The 15,615-nt window shown below is 65.4% G+C and carries 14 protein-coding genes; 8 read left to right on the forward strand and 6 right to left on the reverse strand.

What is annotated here, in order from left to right; translation table 11 throughout:
* Positions 1-245 precede the first annotated feature (245 nt).
* Complete coding sequence (locus tag ACK41V_RS10315) at positions 246-1,256, reverse strand: porin (protein WP_409781595.1); 1,011 nt, start codon at positions 1,254-1,256, stop codon at positions 246-248.
* A gap of 335 nt (positions 1,257-1,591) precedes the next feature.
* On the opposite strand from ACK41V_RS10315, the gene ACK41V_RS10320 reads away from it, so the two are divergent.
* Both ACK41V_RS10320 and ACK41V_RS10325 read left to right on the forward strand, forming a co-directional pair.
* Positions 1,592-2,272 (forward strand): heavy metal response regulator transcription factor, encoded by a 681-nt coding sequence (locus ACK41V_RS10320; protein WP_409781597.1) that lies wholly within the window; start codon positions 1,592-1,594, stop codon positions 2,270-2,272.
* 52 nt (positions 2,273-2,324) lie between these two features.
* A complete protein-coding gene (locus ACK41V_RS10325; RefSeq protein WP_409781600.1) occupies positions 2,325-3,503 on the forward strand; it encodes a heavy metal sensor histidine kinase in 1,179 nt (392 codons plus the stop codon).
* A gap of 67 nt (positions 3,504-3,570) precedes the next feature.
* On the opposite strand, the gene ACK41V_RS10330 is transcribed toward ACK41V_RS10325, so the two are convergent.
* Complete coding sequence (locus ACK41V_RS10330; protein ID WP_409781602.1) at positions 3,571-4,503, reverse strand: amidohydrolase; 933 nt, start codon at positions 4,501-4,503, stop codon at positions 3,571-3,573.
* Positions 4,504-4,517: 14 nt separating this feature from the next.
* Positions 4,518-5,207 (reverse strand): dienelactone hydrolase family protein, encoded by a 690-nt coding sequence (locus ACK41V_RS10335; protein ID WP_409781605.1) that lies wholly within the window; start codon positions 5,205-5,207, stop codon positions 4,518-4,520.
* 114 nt (positions 5,208-5,321) lie between these two features.
* Between ACK41V_RS10335 and ACK41V_RS10340 the strand changes: the two genes are divergently transcribed.
* The 4 genes from ACK41V_RS10340 to creC all read left to right on the forward strand — a co-directional run bounded on the left by ACK41V_RS10340 (position 5,322) and on the right by creC (position 9,133).
* The gene (locus ACK41V_RS10340; RefSeq protein ID WP_409781608.1) at positions 5,322-6,071 is read left to right on the forward strand and encodes an SDR family oxidoreductase; all 750 of its coding nucleotides are present in this window, start codon (positions 5,322-5,324) and stop codon (positions 6,069-6,071) included.
* Entirely contained in the window at positions 6,071-6,706 is a 636-nt protein-coding gene (locus ACK41V_RS10345; RefSeq protein ID WP_409781611.1) for a MarC family protein, read from the forward strand. The genes ACK41V_RS10340 and ACK41V_RS10345 overlap by 1 nt, the downstream gene beginning before the upstream one ends.
* A gap of 159 nt (positions 6,707-6,865) precedes the next feature.
* Positions 6,866-7,555, forward strand: a complete 690-nt coding sequence (gene creB / locus ACK41V_RS10350; protein ID WP_409781614.1) for a two-component system response regulator CreB — start codon at positions 6,866-6,868, stop codon at positions 7,553-7,555.
* 84 nt (positions 7,556-7,639) lie between these two features.
* Positions 7,640-9,133 (forward strand): two-component system sensor histidine kinase CreC, encoded by a 1,494-nt coding sequence (gene creC, locus ACK41V_RS10355; protein ID WP_409781616.1) that lies wholly within the window; start codon positions 7,640-7,642, stop codon positions 9,131-9,133.
* On the opposite strand, the gene ACK41V_RS10360 is transcribed toward creC, so the two are convergent.
* Positions 9,117-9,494 (reverse strand): phosphopantetheine adenylyltransferase, encoded by a 378-nt coding sequence (locus ACK41V_RS10360; RefSeq protein ID WP_409781619.1) that lies wholly within the window; start codon positions 9,492-9,494, stop codon positions 9,117-9,119. The genes creC and ACK41V_RS10360 overlap by 17 nt on opposite strands.
* 109 nt (positions 9,495-9,603) lie before the next feature.
* Positions 9,604-12,366, reverse strand: a complete 2,763-nt coding sequence (locus tag ACK41V_RS10365; protein ID WP_409781621.1) for a di-heme oxidoredictase family protein — start codon at positions 12,364-12,366, stop codon at positions 9,604-9,606.
* Positions 12,367-12,610: 244 nt separating this feature from the next.
* On the opposite strand from ACK41V_RS10365, the gene creD reads away from it, so the two are divergent.
* Positions 12,611-14,104 carry a cell envelope integrity protein CreD gene (gene creD / locus ACK41V_RS10370; protein ID WP_409781624.1) on the forward strand — a complete coding sequence of 498 codons (1,494 nt, stop codon included), beginning with the start codon at positions 12,611-12,613 and terminating at the stop codon, positions 14,102-14,104.
* Complete coding sequence (locus tag ACK41V_RS10375) at positions 14,101-14,436, forward strand: hypothetical protein (protein ID WP_409781626.1); 336 nt, start codon at positions 14,101-14,103, stop codon at positions 14,434-14,436. The genes creD and ACK41V_RS10375 overlap by 4 nt, the downstream gene beginning before the upstream one ends.
* Before the next feature lie 130 nt (positions 14,437-14,566).
* On the opposite strand, the gene ACK41V_RS10380 is transcribed toward ACK41V_RS10375, so the two are convergent.
* The gene (locus ACK41V_RS10380; protein WP_409781629.1) at positions 14,567-15,613 is read right to left on the reverse strand and encodes a diguanylate cyclase; all 1,047 of its coding nucleotides are present in this window, start codon (positions 15,611-15,613) and stop codon (positions 14,567-14,569) included.
* Positions 15,614-15,615 lie beyond the last annotated feature (2 nt).

Genomic DNA, 15,615 nt, shown 5'->3' on the forward strand with positions numbered 1-15,615 from the left:
CTGAAGCGGCCTTTAGGACGCAAACCGGCAAACACCCCCTGCTTTGGACAGATTTGAAGGATAGAAATGCACGCATGACGGCGGGGTTGCGCGAACATGACATTTGCGTAATGAACGGAACCGCATGGCTTGCAGACGCACCCTGTAAAAACAGAAAAGGCCCGCGTCCCCTGGAGGGGAGCGGGCCTATCGTCTACCTTGGAGAGGTTTGCCCACTGCAATGGGCAACGATCAAATAGATCGCCTTAGAACATGTGGCGCAGGCCGATATCCAGGCCCTTGGAATTGCCGCCCAGGCGGGTGCTGGAGCCGTTCAGTGCCAGAGCCGAGCCGTTCTTGTTCTTCAGGTATGCGAAGGTGGTGTACAGGGCCGTGCGCTTGGACAGGTTGTGCACGTAGCCGACTGCGAACTTGTTGGCCTGGACATTGCTGTCCTGAACGCTGATTCGCGTCCACGAAGCACGGACCAAGCCCGCACCCACAGGAGCCGTTGCGCCGACCAGGTAGTGGCGAGCCTTCTGGTCACGGGCGTCGGATTCATCCTGGCCTGCTTGGAGCAGCAGCTTGGCCACGCCGAAATCGTAAGAACCGCCAATGTTGGCATTCGTCACATCGCCGTACACACCCAGGCTGGAGACAGCGCCATAGCTCACGCCCACATTGAGGGGGCCATTTTCGTAGCCGCCGCGCAGGCCATAACCCGTGCCGTCATTGGAGCCGTTGGCGGCTTCGCCACGGTAGTACTGCGCCTGACCAAAGAATCCACCCAGATTCTTGGGGGTGAAGTACGAAATGGCATTGCTGGTGCGGGTCTGCATGGCATAGCCGTAGTTCGCACCCAGCGAGGTCGTCTTCAGGAGAGCGCCCACGCCGTTGTCACCGAATGCGTCGTAGATGTTGTTGTAGGTCGCGGTGAAATCGCGGCCCAGGCGGACTTCACCCCAGCTGTCATCCATCAGGCTGACGGTGGAGCGGCGGTTGAAGTTGAAGGTGTTGGCGACGCCTGTGCCGTCGTCCAGGTTAAAACCGGCTTCCAGCCAGAAACCAGCCTTCAGGCCACCGCCCAGATCTTCGATACCGCGGAAGCCGAGGCGGCTGGAGGACAGACCGCCGCTGCCTTGGCTGGTGCGGTTGGTTTCAGTGCCGCGACCAACTTGGAACGCCACGTCAGCCACGCCGAACAGCGTGACGGACGATTGTGCATAAGAGGTTGCGCTGATGGCTGCAAGCACAGCCAGTGTGGCGAATTTTTTCATGGTCATCCTTGATAAGTGGGTTCAATCGGAGTCATGTCCCACGCCTTGTTGGCAGGACATGGTGCAAGCGTAGGCAATGCTCCCGCGCACCCACAGACCGAAAAGCGCAACAGAGGGGGGCGTGCATGTGCCACCCCCCCGGTTTGCGACCACGCCGTTTCACACCCGCCACAACCGACCTGAAGCTGCGACTGTTCGTGAATTCGCAACAGTCCATTTCAATCCGGCAAGCTTCTCAAACCCAGGTAGACCCCCAACAATCCAGCCAAGTCAATCCGCAGCTTCCCTTAATTCGTCTGCAGTCCTTCTTTTTGAATCCTTCGGGATTTCGCCCCATGCGCTTGCTTTCCATTGAAGACGAAAAATCGACCGCGGCCTACCTGCACAAAGGCCTGACTGAGAACGGCCATATCGTGGACACAGCGTTCGATGGTGTCGAGGGCCTGCACCTGGCCACCTCAGGGCACTACGACCTCATCCTGCTGGACGTGGGACTGCCTGGCGTCAGCGGCTGGGAGGTGCTGCGGGGCATTCGCACACACCAACAGACACCGGTGTTTTTCCTCTCGGGCCGGGATGACGTGGATGACCGTGTCAAGGGGCTCCTGTTGGGTGCCGACGACTACATGGTCAAGCCCTTTGCCTTTTCCGAACTGCTCGCACGCATCCAGGTGGTTGCGCGCCGCCGCGCCCCCCTACCCGCCCCGGACGGGGTGTTGCGCGTGGGCGACTTGGAGGTCGATACCGCCCGTCGGCGCGTCAAGCGAGGAAAGTCCCGCATCGACCTCACCACCAAGGAGTTTGTTCTGCTGGACTACCTGGCGCGCCATGTGGGCCAGGTCGTATCACGCACCCTGATCGCGCAGAACGTGTGGGACATGCACTTTGACAGCGACACCAATGTGGTCGATGTCGCGGTGCGCCGACTGCGCGCCAAGCTCGACGAGCCCTTCACGGAGAAGCTGGTTCACACGGTCAGGGGCGTCGGCTATGTCCTCGAACACCAGAGCGCCTGAGACGAGGGTCTTGGACTCGGCTACAGGGCCAGCGGCGCTCCCGCGTACACCGATGCGGCGCCGGGCAGCCAACCTGCGGCGTTCTCTGACCCTGAAGATCGCGCTGGCGATTGCCGTGATCACCCTGCTGTTGATCACCGCGAGCTTCTGGATGGTGATCTACCTTCTGGGCCAGGATTTCGACGACATCGAGCCGCTTCTGGCCAGCGCTGGGACCATGGTCCACATCCCCGCCGAGGACCTGCTGTCGCGGCGCCATGACTTTGCCCTGCGCTCATGGCGTGCATTCGCCATCACGCTCGGCGTCGGCGCACTGGCCGCCAGCCTGTTCGCGTGGTGCACCACCCGGCTCATTCTGACCTCGGCCAACCGCCTGGCCAATACGGCCAATCGCATCAGCGCCCAGGCCTTGCACGAACGGCTGGCCCCGGAGCACAACCCTGCCGAACTGGAGCCCGTGGCCCGAGCGTTCAACCACATGCTCGACCGGTTGCAAGACTCCTTCACCCAACTGTCGGGCTTTTCATCCGACCTTGCGCACGATCTGCGGGCGCCCATCCACCGCCTTCTGATCGCTGCCCAGGTCACGCTTGCCCGCCCACGCAGTGCCGACGAATACCGCGCGGTGATTGAGGCGACCGTGCCAGCGTATGAGCGCATGGGACGCCTGATCGAAAACATGCTGTTCCTGGCGCGCGCAGACAGTCAGCACAGCGCCATCCACGCGACCTGGATACCCCTGGAGGAGCGGCTGGGCGCCACCGCAGCCTTCTTCGAGCTGCTGGCGCAGGAGCAGGGCCTGCAGTTGGCGCTGCAGGTAGAGGCAAACGCCCACGTCTGGGCCGATGACACCTTGCTCACCCGCGCCAACGCCAACTTGCTGACCAATGCCATTCGCCACGCACGCCCGGGCAGCACCGTTGTGCTCTCTGCAGAGGTGTCATCAGACGGAAGCTGCCACATCTCGATATCCAACGAGGGCGAGCCGATTGCGCCCGAGCACCAGGTAAAGATCTTCGAGCGCAGCTACCGTGTCGAAGCCGAGCACACGGAAGAAGCACCCGGCGCTGGACTGGGACTTGCGATCGTCAAAAGCGCCATGGAACTGCACGGAGGAACGGTCAGCGTCCGCAGCGGGCCGGGCCAGCCCACGGTGTTCACCCTCTCGTTCCCGCCGCAGCCGCCACGTGTGTCCGAGGTTGGTATCCCACGGGGACGAATCGGCCGGTAGCTCAGTGGGTGGCAGGTGGTTGCGGTTGGTTGCGGTTGGTTGAGGGCTTGAACGTTCGCAAGCCAGGTCAACGGGGTGCCGTGACGCCAAACAACCCCGCCCCGTTGTCCCACGCCACCTTGCGCGCCACGTCGGCGGGCAGGCCGCCGAGCCAGGTACGGTAGCCCTTCATGAGGCTCTCGTAATACTGCCAGCGCTGGTTCACCCAAGTGTCCGAACCCACCACAAACCGCGTGGGGTACTTGAGCAGCAGCGCGCGCCAGGCGGGGCACAGTTGCTCGCCCTCACACACCAGGCCGGGGCGGTACGACAGCTCGCCCACCAGGCCCGGGTAGCGCGCCATCAGTGCGTCCACACGCTCCACCGAAGCGCCGCCGATGCCGGTGTGCGCCCAGATCAGCCGCACCTTCTGGCCTTTGGAGGGCGTGTTGGCCATCAGCAAGTCGATGGCGGCATCGTCCACATGGGCCAGCACGACCAGATCGCGCTGTTCGGCCAGGGCCATGAGTTTTTTGGCCACGGGGCCATCGGCGTTGGCGCTGTCGTACAGGTGGAACTCGCCAATGCCGCGGTACGGGCCGGAGCCCGTGCCCTTGGCCAATTCGGCCAGCACCATGTCGTAGATGGTTTCGTCGCTGAACCAGCCGGTGTAGTCCGCCCGGTTGCGGTACAGCCGCACAAAGGGCACCACGGCGACGCCCGCCGCGCGCACCTCGGGCAAGGCCGCCAGCGCCAGCGACCCGGTGTTGGGCCGCGAATTGGCCACGATGGCACGCACGCCCGACGCCTTCATGCGCGCCAGTACATCCGAGGGCGGATGCGGGCCGGTGGTGCCGTTCCAGGCCTCTTCGTTGTAGTGCAGGTGGGCGTCGAACAGCGGACCGGTGTAGTCCGCAGCGTGGGCCTGCGCCGCACCAACTATCAAAACAATAGCTATCAGCGCTTGATGGATAAGCGCTAGAGGCCAAAAAGGCTTAAAAACCGGCGCAGCGTGTGCCATGGTGGCCCGATCCTTCAGCTCAAGTGTTTGTCGAAAAACGCCAGCGTGCGGTCCCGCGCCGTCATGGCCGAGGGCTCGTCGTAGCTGCCGCGCTGGTCGCAGTTGAAGCCGTGGTCTGCGGCATAGACATGCACTTCCACCTCGGGGTGGGCGCGGTCAAAGGCCTGCACGCCATCCAGCGGAATGTAGTGATCGCGCTCGCCAAAGTGCGCCAGCACGGGCACCTGCGGCTGGCGGGCGGCTTCGTCTACTGTGGTCATGCCACCGCCGTAATAAGGCACCGCCGCCGACAGGCCATTGAGCTGACAGGCCGCGCGCCAGGTCAGCAGGCCGCCCCAGCAGAATCCCACGATGCCCACCTTGCAGCCGCTTTGCTGCGCGGCGTAGTCAATGGCGGCCTGGATGTCGGGCATCACGCCGGGTGCGGGCAAGGCCTCTACCGCCGCTTTCAGGCCCATGCCCGCCTGCATGTCTTCGGCGGTGTACCCCAGGTCCACGCCCTGCTGCACGCGGTGGAAGGTGGCGGGCGCCACCGCCAGGTAGCCCCGGGCGGCAAAGCGGTCGGCCACCGCGCGGATGTGCGAGTTGACGCCAAAAATCTCCTGTAGCACCACCACGGCGCCCCGGGGTGCTGCGTCAGGTCGAGCCACCCACGCAGGAAAAACCAAACCATCGCCGGAAGTCAGATCGACAAACTGTCCCATGCTGCAATCTCCTTGATAAAAATGCGCTGGAGTGGGGGTGCGCGTGCTGCAAACCGCTGCCCGCAGCGCACAGAACCTGTTCCAATGCGCCATTCTTGCAGGAGACCGCATTTCATGGACAACAAGATTGCGTTAATCACCGGCGCCAGCCGAGGCATTGGCGCGGCCACCGCCCTGCTGGCCGCGCAGCAGGGCTGGGCGGTGGCGGTGAACTACCAGGCCAACCAAGCCGCTGCCGATGCGGTGGTGCAGCAGATCCGCACCGCAGGCGGCACCGCGCTGGCTGTGCAGGCCGACGTGGCTGACGAAGCCCAGGTGCTGGCCATGTTCGCCACCGTGGATGCGCAACTGGGCCGCATCACCGCCCTGGTGAACAACGCCGGGGTGGTCGATGTGCCCGCCCGCGTGGACGAAATGAGCGTGGAGCGCCTGCGCCGCATGTTCGACGTCAACGTGATCAGCAGCATCGTCTGCGCCCGCGAGGCCGTGCGTCGCATGAGCACCAAACACGGCGGCCAGGGCGGCACCATCGTCAACGTCTCCAGTGCCGCCGCACGGCTGGGCGCCGCCCACCAGTATGTGGACTACGCAGCCGCGAAGGGCGCCATCGACACCTTCACCATCGGTCTGGCGCGCGAGGTGGCGGCCGAGGGCATCCGCGTGAACGCCGTGCGCCCGGGCCTGATCGAGACCGACATCCACGCCAGCGGCGGCCTGCCTGACCGCGTGCGCGACCTGGCCCACCAGGTGCCCATGCAGCGCGGCGGCACGGCCGAAGAGGTGGCGCAGGCCATCGTGTGGCTGATGTCGGATGCGTCGCCTTACACGACCATGTCATTACTCGAAGTCTCTGGAGGACGCTGATGGACCTGAAACCGCTCATTACCTTGCTGGCCATCGTGAACCCGCTGGCCATCGTTCCGTTTTTCATCCACTACACGCAGGGGTTTTCTTACCCACAGCGGCGCCGAACCATCCAGGTGGCCAGCTTCAGCGTGTTTTGCGTGATCGCGGCCTGCGCATTGCTGGGTCTGCAAATCCTCGACTTCTTCAACATCTCGCTGCAGAGCTTTCAGGTGGGCGGTGGCATGCTGCTGCTCATCAGCGCGATGAACATGCTCAACGCCCAGCCCGCCGAGGCCAAGGCCACCACCAATGAATACGAAGAAGGCGCAGAGAAGGCGGCAGCGGGCAGCAGCATTGCCGTGGTGCCGCTCACCATCCCGCTGCTGACCGGCCCGGCCAGCATGTCCACCGTGGTGATTTATGCCGACCGCGCGCAGGGCGTGTGGCAGACGCTGACACTGGTGGGTTACGGCGTGGTCATCGCCCTGGCCACCGCCGTGTGTTTTGCGCTGGCCGACCCGATTGCGCGGGTGCTGGGCAAGACCGGCATCAACGTGATGACGCGGCTGATGGGCCTGATCTTGGCGGCGCTGGCGGTGGAGGTGATGGCCGACGGGCTGGGCAAGCTTTTCCCTATCCTCGTAGCACGATAAATGAAACACCCCCTGAGTCGCCTGCGGCGCCTTCCCCCTCTCCTTCGGGAGGGGGACGCACCCGGTGGCCTGGCAAAGCCAGTTCCACGGGCGCACTGGCTGGGGCCACGCCCGTGGCAGAGGCTACACGTCGATCACCGGACAGGGGATCATTGAGAAATGTCTGCACGCCTGCTGCTGCTAGAAGACGACCCCGCCATCGCCCGGACCGTGGCCTATGCGCTGGAGCGCGATGGGCTGCAGGTGACCCACAGCCTGCTGGTTCACGATGCACGCCAGCAGATGGCATCGCACCGCTTTGACCTGCTGGTGCTGGACGTGGGCCTGCCCGATGGCAGCGGGCTGGACCTGCTGCGCGACATTCGCACAGCGCCCCTGACCGCGTCCCTGCCGGTGCTGATGCTCAGTGCGCACGGCGAAGAAATCGACCGCGTGCTCGGCCTGGAGCTGGGCGCCGACGACTACCTGACCAAACCCTTCAGCCCGCGCGAATTGGCCGCACGCGTCAAGGCGCTGCTGCGCCGGGCGGGCAACGGCGCATCGTCGACCCCGGCTGCCGCAGCCCCCCTCTTCCACGACGACGAGTCCGGGCAACGCATCAGCCTGCGCGGCCAGCCTCTGCTGCTCACGCGGCGCGAATACCGCCTGCTGTCGTGCCTGCTGCGCGGCGCGGGCCGCATCCATTCGCGCGACGCGCTGCTGGCCGCTGCCTGGGGCGACGACAGCGAGAGCACCGACCGCACGGTAGACACCCACATCAAGACCCTGCGCGCCAAGCTGCGCGAGGTGGACCCGGCGCGCGAGTACATCAGCACACACCGGGGCATGGGCTACTGCCTTGATGTTTGAAACAAACTTTGAGCCAAATTGGCCTCTAGCGCTTATCCATCAAGCGCTAGTAGCTATTGTTTTTGAATAGGGCATTGCTAACCCATGCGCCTCGGCATCCGCCTGCTTTTTGCGTTTTTTCTCATCAATGGCATCGCCGCGTTTTTTGTGCTGCGCGTGTTCATGGCCGAGATCAAGCCCAGCGTGCGCGAGGTGATGGAAGACATGATGGTAGACACCGCCAACATCCTGGCGGAGCTGGCCAGCGAAGATTTGGCAGCGGGGAGGCTGGCTGCGGGCGTGGACAGCAACACCAGCCCATTTGCCCAGCATGTGCGCAGCTATGCCACGCGGCCGATTGACGCGGCGATCTGGGGGTTCTCCAAACAGTCGCTGGACTACCGCATCTACGTGACCGACACCACAGGCCGCGTGTTGTTTGATTCAGAAAACCGCGCGGTGGGCGCCGACTATTCGCAATGGCGCGACGTGGCCCGCACGCTGCGCGGCGAATATGGCGCGCGCTCCACACGCGACGTGGAAAGCGACGACACCAGCGGCGTGATGCATGTGGCGGCGCCCATCTACGTGCAAGAGGCTGGCATGCGCAAGATTGCTGGCGTGCTGACCGTGGCCAAACCCACGCGCACCGTGCAACGTTTTATCGACCGTGCCGAGCAAAAGGTGTTCATGGGGGGGCTGCTGCTGCTAGCTCTGTCGGCCGCAGTGGGCGTGGCCGTGACGCTGTGGATGGTGTGGAATGTGCGCCGTCTGCGCGACTACGCACTGAGCGTTCAGGGCCCCGCCGATGGCGAGCGCCACGACCCGGACGCGCCCCCCACCGCCGCCCTGGCCGTGCCCCAGGTGCCCGGCGAACTGGGCGATCTGGCCCGCGCCATGGACCGCATGCGCGCCCGGCTGGAAGGGCGCGACTACATCGAGGGCTATGTGCGCGCCCTCACCCACGAGCTAAAAAGCCCCGTGGCCGCCATCCGCGGCGCGGGCGAACTGCTGCAGGACGACCTGCCCGCCGCTGATCGCACCCAGTTTGCGACCCAGGTGGTGGAGCAGAGCGAGCGCCTGCAGCGCATCATCGACCGGCTGCTGGAGCTGTCCAAACTGGAGCAGCGCCACCACGCGGAAGGCCGCGCCCCCGTGGCCTTGCAGGCCTGCGCCGAGGCTGCCATCGGTCAGACGCGTGGCCGCGCGGCGCAGCGCGGCATCGCGCTCGTGTTGACCGGCTCGGGCACTAGCGGCCCGTGGGAGGCCGAGCTGGTGACATTGGCACTGACCAACCTGCTCGACAACGCGATTGACTTTGCCCCCGCAGGCAGCACCGTGCAGGTGGCGCTGGACGGCGCCACCGTGGCCGTGCTCGACAGCGGCCCGGGCGTGCCCGACTACGCGCTGCCCCGCCTGGGCGAACGCTTCTTCACCACGGCGCGCCCGGGTGGCGAACGCAGCGGCTCGGGCCTGGGGTTGGCCATCGTCAAGCGCGTGATGGCGCTGCACGGAGGGCAGATGGTGGTGCGCAACACGGCCCCGGGGCTGCGGGTGGCGCTGGAGTTTGTTGCGGGGAGCCTCACTCCCCGCGCTTGAGGGCATGGGCGACCGCCCCGGCCACGAGCAGGACCAGCGCGATCCAGTCCACCCGGACGACGGTTGCCAGTGCGGCGTTGTAGGGGCCTACCAGGTGAGACAGCACGAGGAAGGACACGACGCTCACAAAGCCCGCGGCCAGGGCCGCGCGGTGCAGTAGCGGGCGGATAGCGGCATAAGCCAGGAAAGCCGCGAGAAGCCCAAAAAGCACCGCCCGGTGCCGCAGCAATAGCTCCACGTCCGGATCAGGGGCAGCGATGCCATACAGCCGCGCCACCTGGTTCGCACCCAGCACGCCAACGATAGGCAGTGTATGGATGAGTGCGACCAGCACCAGGACAACCGGAACAACAAAACGCATGGCGAGCGGCCTTTCGGGACAAACTGTGTGAGTGCCCAATTTGTAGCCCGATTGCACGCAACCGGCGATGACCTGGGACGTCATCCAGACAACCGCTTCACTTAGATTTTTAGAGCGACCGCAGGAACGCCAGCAGCGCCTCGCGGTCTGTGCGAGGCAGGGCCTCGAACCGCTGACGCGCCGCATCGGCCTCGCCGCCGTGCCACAGAACGGCTTCGGTCAGCGTGCGTGCGCGGCCGTCGTGCAGATAGCCCACGTCGGCACTGCGGCCCTTGCCCATCACTTTGTCGGTGTAGCCGATGCCCCACAGCGGCGCGGTGCGCCACAACGCGCCACGGGCCTGGCCTTCGGCAAAATTGTCAGCAAGGCCCGGGCCCATGTCGTGCAGCAGCAGGTCGGTGTAGGGGCGGATGGTCTGGTTGCGCAACTCGGCAAACAGATGGCCACCGCCGGTCTTCAGCTGCGCAGCGTGGCAGGCGGTGCAGCGCATGCTGTCAAACAGCCGTGCACCCAGCGCGACCTGTGGGGCATCCACACGGTGTTCGTCCAGCGGCGCTACGCCCCTGGGGAAACCGCTGGGCAGGCTGCGTTGCGCGGGTACGGCCACCAGGGCCAGGTAGTTAGAAAGCGATGAAAGATCCGACTCGGTAATGCCTGCCACACGCGGGCCCGTACTGCATGCCGCTGGCCCGTAGTGGCAGCTGCGCGACGGGTAAACGGGCGAAGTGACCGCCATGTCCTGTAGCAACGCCGTGGCGGTCTGCTGGCGCAGCGTGGCCTTGGCGGCCTTCCAGCCGAAACGGCCCAGGCGCACCACGCCGCTTTCGGGGTCGTACACATAGTTGGGCTGGCCTTTGACGCCATCCACATCGGGCGTGCTGCGCGCCAGTGCCAGGATGTCGGCCTCGGGCACGGCCTCCAGCAAGCCCATGCCGATCATGGGGGGGGCGGCACGCAGCGAGTGCGCGGCGGGTACCGCGCCGTCAAAGGCCAACACGGGCTTGCGCAGCTCGACCACGGTGCCATCAGCCAGCCGCACCTCGCGCGTTTCAAACCGCGCCACCCGCACGCTGTTGCCCCAGTCCTGCACGTGGCCGGTGGCGGCGATGGAGTTCATCTGCACCACGTTGCCGTAGCGCGGATGGGGCTGTTGCTGCCCGGCGGCACTCAGGCTGGCGGCGTGCAGGGACATGGTGTCCAGGCGCTGGTTCAGCCGCGTGGGGGCGGGGCTGCGGCCGTTGTTGACGTGGCAGGCCACACACATGGACTGGTTGAAATGTGTGCCCTGCAGCTTGGCAGCGGCGGTGTAGGCGTCGTTGCCGGGCTCGCTGTGGGCGCCGGTGGTGAAGTTGGTATGGATGAGGCGGCGGCCCTCCACAAAACGCTGCATGTTCTGCATGCCGATGTTGTTGAACGGCTGCTGGAACATGGAGCTGCCGTTGTCCGAGTAGTTGTAAGACACCGACCCCGACCCGCCCGAGAGCGTGATGACCGGCAGCGGAGCGGAGTTCAGGCGCGGCTGCACGCCGTACCAGGGCGTGAGCCCGCTGCCCACCACATACAGCCATTCGGCCGAGTAGTAGCGGATGCCGCCAGCGTCGCCCTTGGCCGCCATGGCCTCTCGCGTGGAGAACATGGCGGGAGACACCTCGATCACGTCACCCGCCACCAGCGGCCGCGAAGGCACGTGCGTGCCGTTGGGCAGTCCATCCACACCCAGACCGCCATGGCCGGGGTAGTCCTTCACGCGCAGCGTGCAGGCACCGTTGATGCCGTTGGCGCTGGCCAGTTGGCCATTGGCGGGGTACGGCGTGGGCGCGCAGACCTTGACGCTGCGGTCCACCAGTTCGCCGGGGTTCATCCACCCGTAGCCCGTCACACCGGGCCGGTCGAACGCGCGAAAGAACGCGGTGTCGCCGGGCAAGAAGTCGACCGTGGTGTAGCGGTTGACCACCAGCGTGGGCTTGGTGACGCCCGCCACGCGGCTGTTGTCGATGATCTCCATGCCCCAGGTGCGGTTCTTGAAATACTGGGTCACAAAGGTCAGGTGCGCGCCGGGGCCCTTGTCCACCGGCTGGCCTGCGGCGTCCACCGTGTCGTTCGGGCCGTGGCCGATCTCGTTCCATTCTTCGCCGCGCTCGCGGCCATGGCGGCCCAGCGCCCGCGCGCCAAACCGGGTCACCAGCGTGCCGTCGGCCAGCGTGAACTGCACTTGCTCCAGCGGCTCCGGCGCTGCGGGCAGCGGCGTCAACCCCTGGCCATCGGCCGGGAACCGCAGCGGCGATATCGCCTGGGTCCCCTGGGTGTTGTCGCTGCCGGGCGTTTTGAACTCCACCTCGAACAGCGAATAGCCGTATTGCGAATGGCGGGCCACGCCCTGCAAGCGGATGAAACGCGCGCTCGCGCCCAGGTTCAGAAACTCTTCGGTGCCGCCCTTGCCCTCCATCACGTAGCGCAGCTGCGCCCAGCTCTGGCCGTCGTCAGACACCTGCAGAGCGTATTCCTTGCCATACGAACGCTCCCACACCAGCTTCATGGCACCGATGTCGGTGCGCGCGCCAAAGTCGAACTGGATCCAGGCGTCGTCCACAAATTGGCTGCCCCAGCGGGAGTTTGGATTGCCGTCTATTGCCGCTGCGGCGGACATGCCCGGGTTCTCCACTGCCGACGATGTGGCAGACACCGGCTTGACCACCACACCGGGCTGGTCAGATGCGGCCTTGGTCGCCATAGCTGCGGACCGGGCCATCGCGGCGACGGGGGCGCTCTGGGTGTCCTGCCCCTCCCCCGAGCCACCGCCGCAGGCGGAGACACCGAGCGCAACGGCAACACACACGCCCCACATCGCGTGGGGGTTCATCGTGGATTTCATGGTTTCCCTCTCTCACCGGGGTGGTGGAATTTTTCACAAATCCTACGGGTGAACCCTTGCACGGCGCTACGCCTTTGGCGCCGAAGTCACAGCGAATTTGTTAGGAATGAGGGGCAATTTGTGTCAGCCGGTATCTGGCGTCCGGGGCGCAGCGTGCGCGCTTCACACTGGCCTCACAAACTTCATAGCGCCCTCACGCCCGAGCAAAACACTGCCTTCACAACATTCACTTGTGGAGGATCTTTTGTTCAAACACCCCCTGTTCACCAAACTGGTCGCGCTGGCCGCCATCACCGTGCTGCTGCTCATAGGTCTCGGCATGATCGAAGACGTGGTGCGCGACCGGCTGCGCTACCGCAGCCTCACGGCACAAAGCGTGGCCGACAGCCTGGCGGGGCCGCAGACGCTGATGGGGCCGATGATTCACAGCGCGTGCGTGGAGAGCTGGGATGTCGAGACCGGCAAGGGCGATGAGCGCCGCATGGTGGAGCAGCGGCGCGAGTTCTTGCTGACCGCCATGCCCGAGCAGCTCAAGCTGACCTCCGGCGCCGCGATGGAAGAACGCTCCCGGGGGCTGCACAAGGTGAACACCTTCAACCTGAAGGCCCACATCACCGCGCAGTGGGGGTCACTGGCCAGCCTGCAGCCGCAAAGCACCATGAAAAATTCACGCATGCACTGCGGCGCACCCATCGTGATGATGGCGGTGGGCGATGCACGGGGCATTCGCACTGCGCAGCTCACGCTGGGCGAGCAGGCCTTGCCGCTCAAACCCGGAACGTTCCACCCTACCTACAGCCGCGGCCTGCACGCAGCGTTGCCCGAGTCGGTGCGCGGCAAGGCCGACGGCCTGACCGCTACGCTGGATCTGGAGCTGGTGGGCACCGAGCGCATCTCCATCGTGCCGCTGGGTGGCAACACCGAGGTGCTGATGACCAGCAGCTGGCCCCACCCGTCGTTTGCGGGCCGTTTTCTGCCCTCCGAGCGGGAGGTGAAACCGGATGGATTCTCTGCCCAGTGGCGGCTGTCGTCGCTGGCGACCACGGCGCAGGCCGACATCGCAGGCGGCAGCCGCATCTGCGTGGGCGGCTATGACGAAAACGCCCACGAATACCCCCCCGGCGGCACCACACCACGCGACTGCGCAGACAGCTTCAGCGTGGCTTTTGTGGACCCCGTGAACCCCTACACGCTGAGTGACCGCGCCACCAAATACGGCGTGCTGTTCATCGCGCTGACTTTTGTCGCTGTGGGCCTGTTTGAACTGATGAAGAAGCTGCGCGTGCACCACGTGCAGTATTTGCTGGTGGGCAGCGCGCTGTGCAGCTTCTTCTTGCTGTTGGTCAGTCTGTCGGAGCACCTGCCGTTTGGTGCGTCGTACGCGGCGGCCGCCACCGCCTGTGTGCTGCTGCTGGGGTACTACGCCAGCCACATGCTGGGCAGCCTGGCGCGGGGCATTCCGCTGGGTGCGGGTGTGGCGCTGCTGTATGGACTGCTGTATGTGTTGCTGCAGCTGGAGCAGACGGCGTTGGTGGTGGGAGCGATTGCGCTGTTCCTGGTGTTGACTGCAGTGATGGTGCTGACGCGCAAGGTGAACTGGTATGGGCTGACGCAGGGGATGGCGCCCCAGACGCCCCACACGCCCAAGGCGACAGGTTTTCCCCTTCCCGCTGTCCCTGGCCACACCACCAATGCCACCAACACCACCACCCACACCCCCACCAAGGAGTCGCCATGAAAACGCACACCCGCCCACCTGACAACATACCCTGGGCACAGCACCTGGTGTCACCTGCAGCTGACGGCGGTTCAGCGCCGTGGCAGCCCGTGCTGTCGCCCGCCGAGGCAGCGCGCGTGCAGCGCCACCAAGACCGGTTGATGGCCGCGTTGCAAGCGCATGACCGCGTCGCATTGCTCCGTGCCAAACAGGAGGTGCTGGCAGACGTGTACCGCCCCGGCAGCGCGTGTGACGCAGCGGCGGCAACTCCCTCTACCGCGTTGCGCGGCGCACTGCGGGATCTGTCCTGGCGCATGGCAGGCCTGCTGCTGCCGCGCTGTTCACATCACTGATCACTGATGCAGCTTGAAAATATGCATCAAAACAGGCTCTAGCGCTTTATCTATAAGCGCTAGCAGCTATCAAAATGATAAAACGATCTCACCACCACGAAATCCGGGGCCAGGCGCGCGGCCCGAAGCGCTACGCCAACACGGTGCGGTTGCGCCCCTCGCGCTTGGCGGTGTACAACGCTGCATCCAGTGCGCGCAAGGTCATGTCCAGCGGGCGCGCTGGGTCGAAATTGCCCAGGCCCATGCTGACGGACAACACCAGCGGGGCATCGATGCCCGGCACCGGGTGCTGGGCCAGCGCAGCATGCACACGCTGCGCCACCGCCTGCGCCTGCGCCACCCCGGTCGCGGGCAGCAGCGCCAGAAACTCCTCGCCACCCCAGCGCCCCACCACATCGGCCGCCCGAAAAACGTCGCGGCACAGCGTGGCAAAGAGCTGCAGCGCCTGGTCGCCCACGTGGTGGCCATGCACGTCGTTCACGCGTTTGAAGTGGTCGATGTCCATCATCAGCAGGCAGGCGGGTTCGCCGCCGCGCTGCAGCAGGGCCAGCTCCTGGCGCAGGCGCTCTGTGAAGGAGCGGCGGTTGGCCAGCCCGGTCAATACATCCGTGTGGGCCAGCAAGGCCATGCGGTGGCGGGCTTCTTCCAGCTCTATCAGCATCTGGCCTTGGCGTTCGTTGGCGCGTTTGAGTTCGAGCAGCCGCACCACCTGGCGGGCCAGCGCGCTCAACAGGCCCGTCACCCGTTCTGACAATTGCCGTGGCCGGTGGTCCAGCACACACAGGCTTCCCAACGCATAGCCGTCGGGCGTGACGATGGGGGCGCCGGCATAAAACCGCATGGGGTTTTCCTGCGTCACGATGTGCAAATTGGCGAAACGCGGGTCCTGCGCCAGGTCGGGCACGATGAAAACACCCGACTGCCGGATCGCGTAGCGGCACACGGACTGGTCCAGCGGCGTCTCTGGCACGTCCAGACCGAGCGAGGCCTTGAACCACTGCCGGTCACGGTCCACAAAGCTGATTAATGCCACGGGCGCTTCGCACACATGGCCCGCAATGTCGGCCAGCTCGTCGTAAGCGGGCTCCATCGGGGTATCAAGAATGCCGTAGCGCTGCAGCGCCTTCAAGCGATCAGCGTCGTTGCTCAGAGCATCGGGGGCGAAGGTTTCGGCCATGG

Source organism: Acidovorax sp. (genome assembly GCF_046291265.1).
In the GTDB taxonomy this organism is placed as follows: Bacteria; Pseudomonadota; Gammaproteobacteria; order Burkholderiales; family Burkholderiaceae_C; genus Acidovorax.

What these genes read in the sequence shown, in the direction of transcription:
- ACK41V_RS10315 (WP_409781595.1), bottom strand. Translation starts at nt 1,256, where the DNA reads ATGAAAAAATTCGCCACACTGGCTGTGCTTGCAGCCATCAGCGCAACC.
- ACK41V_RS10320 (WP_409781597.1), top strand. Translation starts at nt 1,592, where the DNA reads ATGCGCTTGCTTTCCATTGAAGACGAAAAATCGACCGCGGCCTACCTG.
- ACK41V_RS10325 (WP_409781600.1), top strand. Translation starts at nt 2,325, where the DNA reads ATGCGGCGCCGGGCAGCCAACCTGCGGCGTTCTCTGACCCTGAAGATC.
- ACK41V_RS10330 (WP_409781602.1), bottom strand. Translation starts at nt 4,503, where the DNA reads ATGGCACACGCTGCGCCGGTTTTTAAGCCTTTTTGGCCTCTAGCGCTT.
- ACK41V_RS10335 (WP_409781605.1), bottom strand. Translation starts at nt 5,207, where the DNA reads ATGGGACAGTTTGTCGATCTGACTTCCGGCGATGGTTTGGTTTTTCCT.
- ACK41V_RS10340 (WP_409781608.1), top strand. Translation starts at nt 5,322, where the DNA reads ATGGACAACAAGATTGCGTTAATCACCGGCGCCAGCCGAGGCATTGGC.
- ACK41V_RS10345 (WP_409781611.1), top strand. Translation starts at nt 6,071, where the DNA reads ATGGACCTGAAACCGCTCATTACCTTGCTGGCCATCGTGAACCCGCTG.
- creB (WP_409781614.1), top strand. Translation starts at nt 6,866, where the DNA reads ATGTCTGCACGCCTGCTGCTGCTAGAAGACGACCCCGCCATCGCCCGG.
- creC (WP_409781616.1), top strand. Translation starts at nt 7,640, where the DNA reads ATGCGCCTCGGCATCCGCCTGCTTTTTGCGTTTTTTCTCATCAATGGC.
- ACK41V_RS10360 (WP_409781619.1), bottom strand. Translation starts at nt 9,494, where the DNA reads ATGCGTTTTGTTGTTCCGGTTGTCCTGGTGCTGGTCGCACTCATCCAT.
- ACK41V_RS10365 (WP_409781621.1), bottom strand. Translation starts at nt 12,366, where the DNA reads ATGAAATCCACGATGAACCCCCACGCGATGTGGGGCGTGTGTGTTGCC.
- ACK41V_RS10375 (WP_409781626.1), top strand. Translation starts at nt 14,101, where the DNA reads ATGAAAACGCACACCCGCCCACCTGACAACATACCCTGGGCACAGCAC.
- ACK41V_RS10380 (WP_409781629.1), bottom strand. Translation starts at nt 15,613, where the DNA reads ATGGCCGAAACCTTCGCCCCCGATGCTCTGAGCAACGACGCTGATCGC.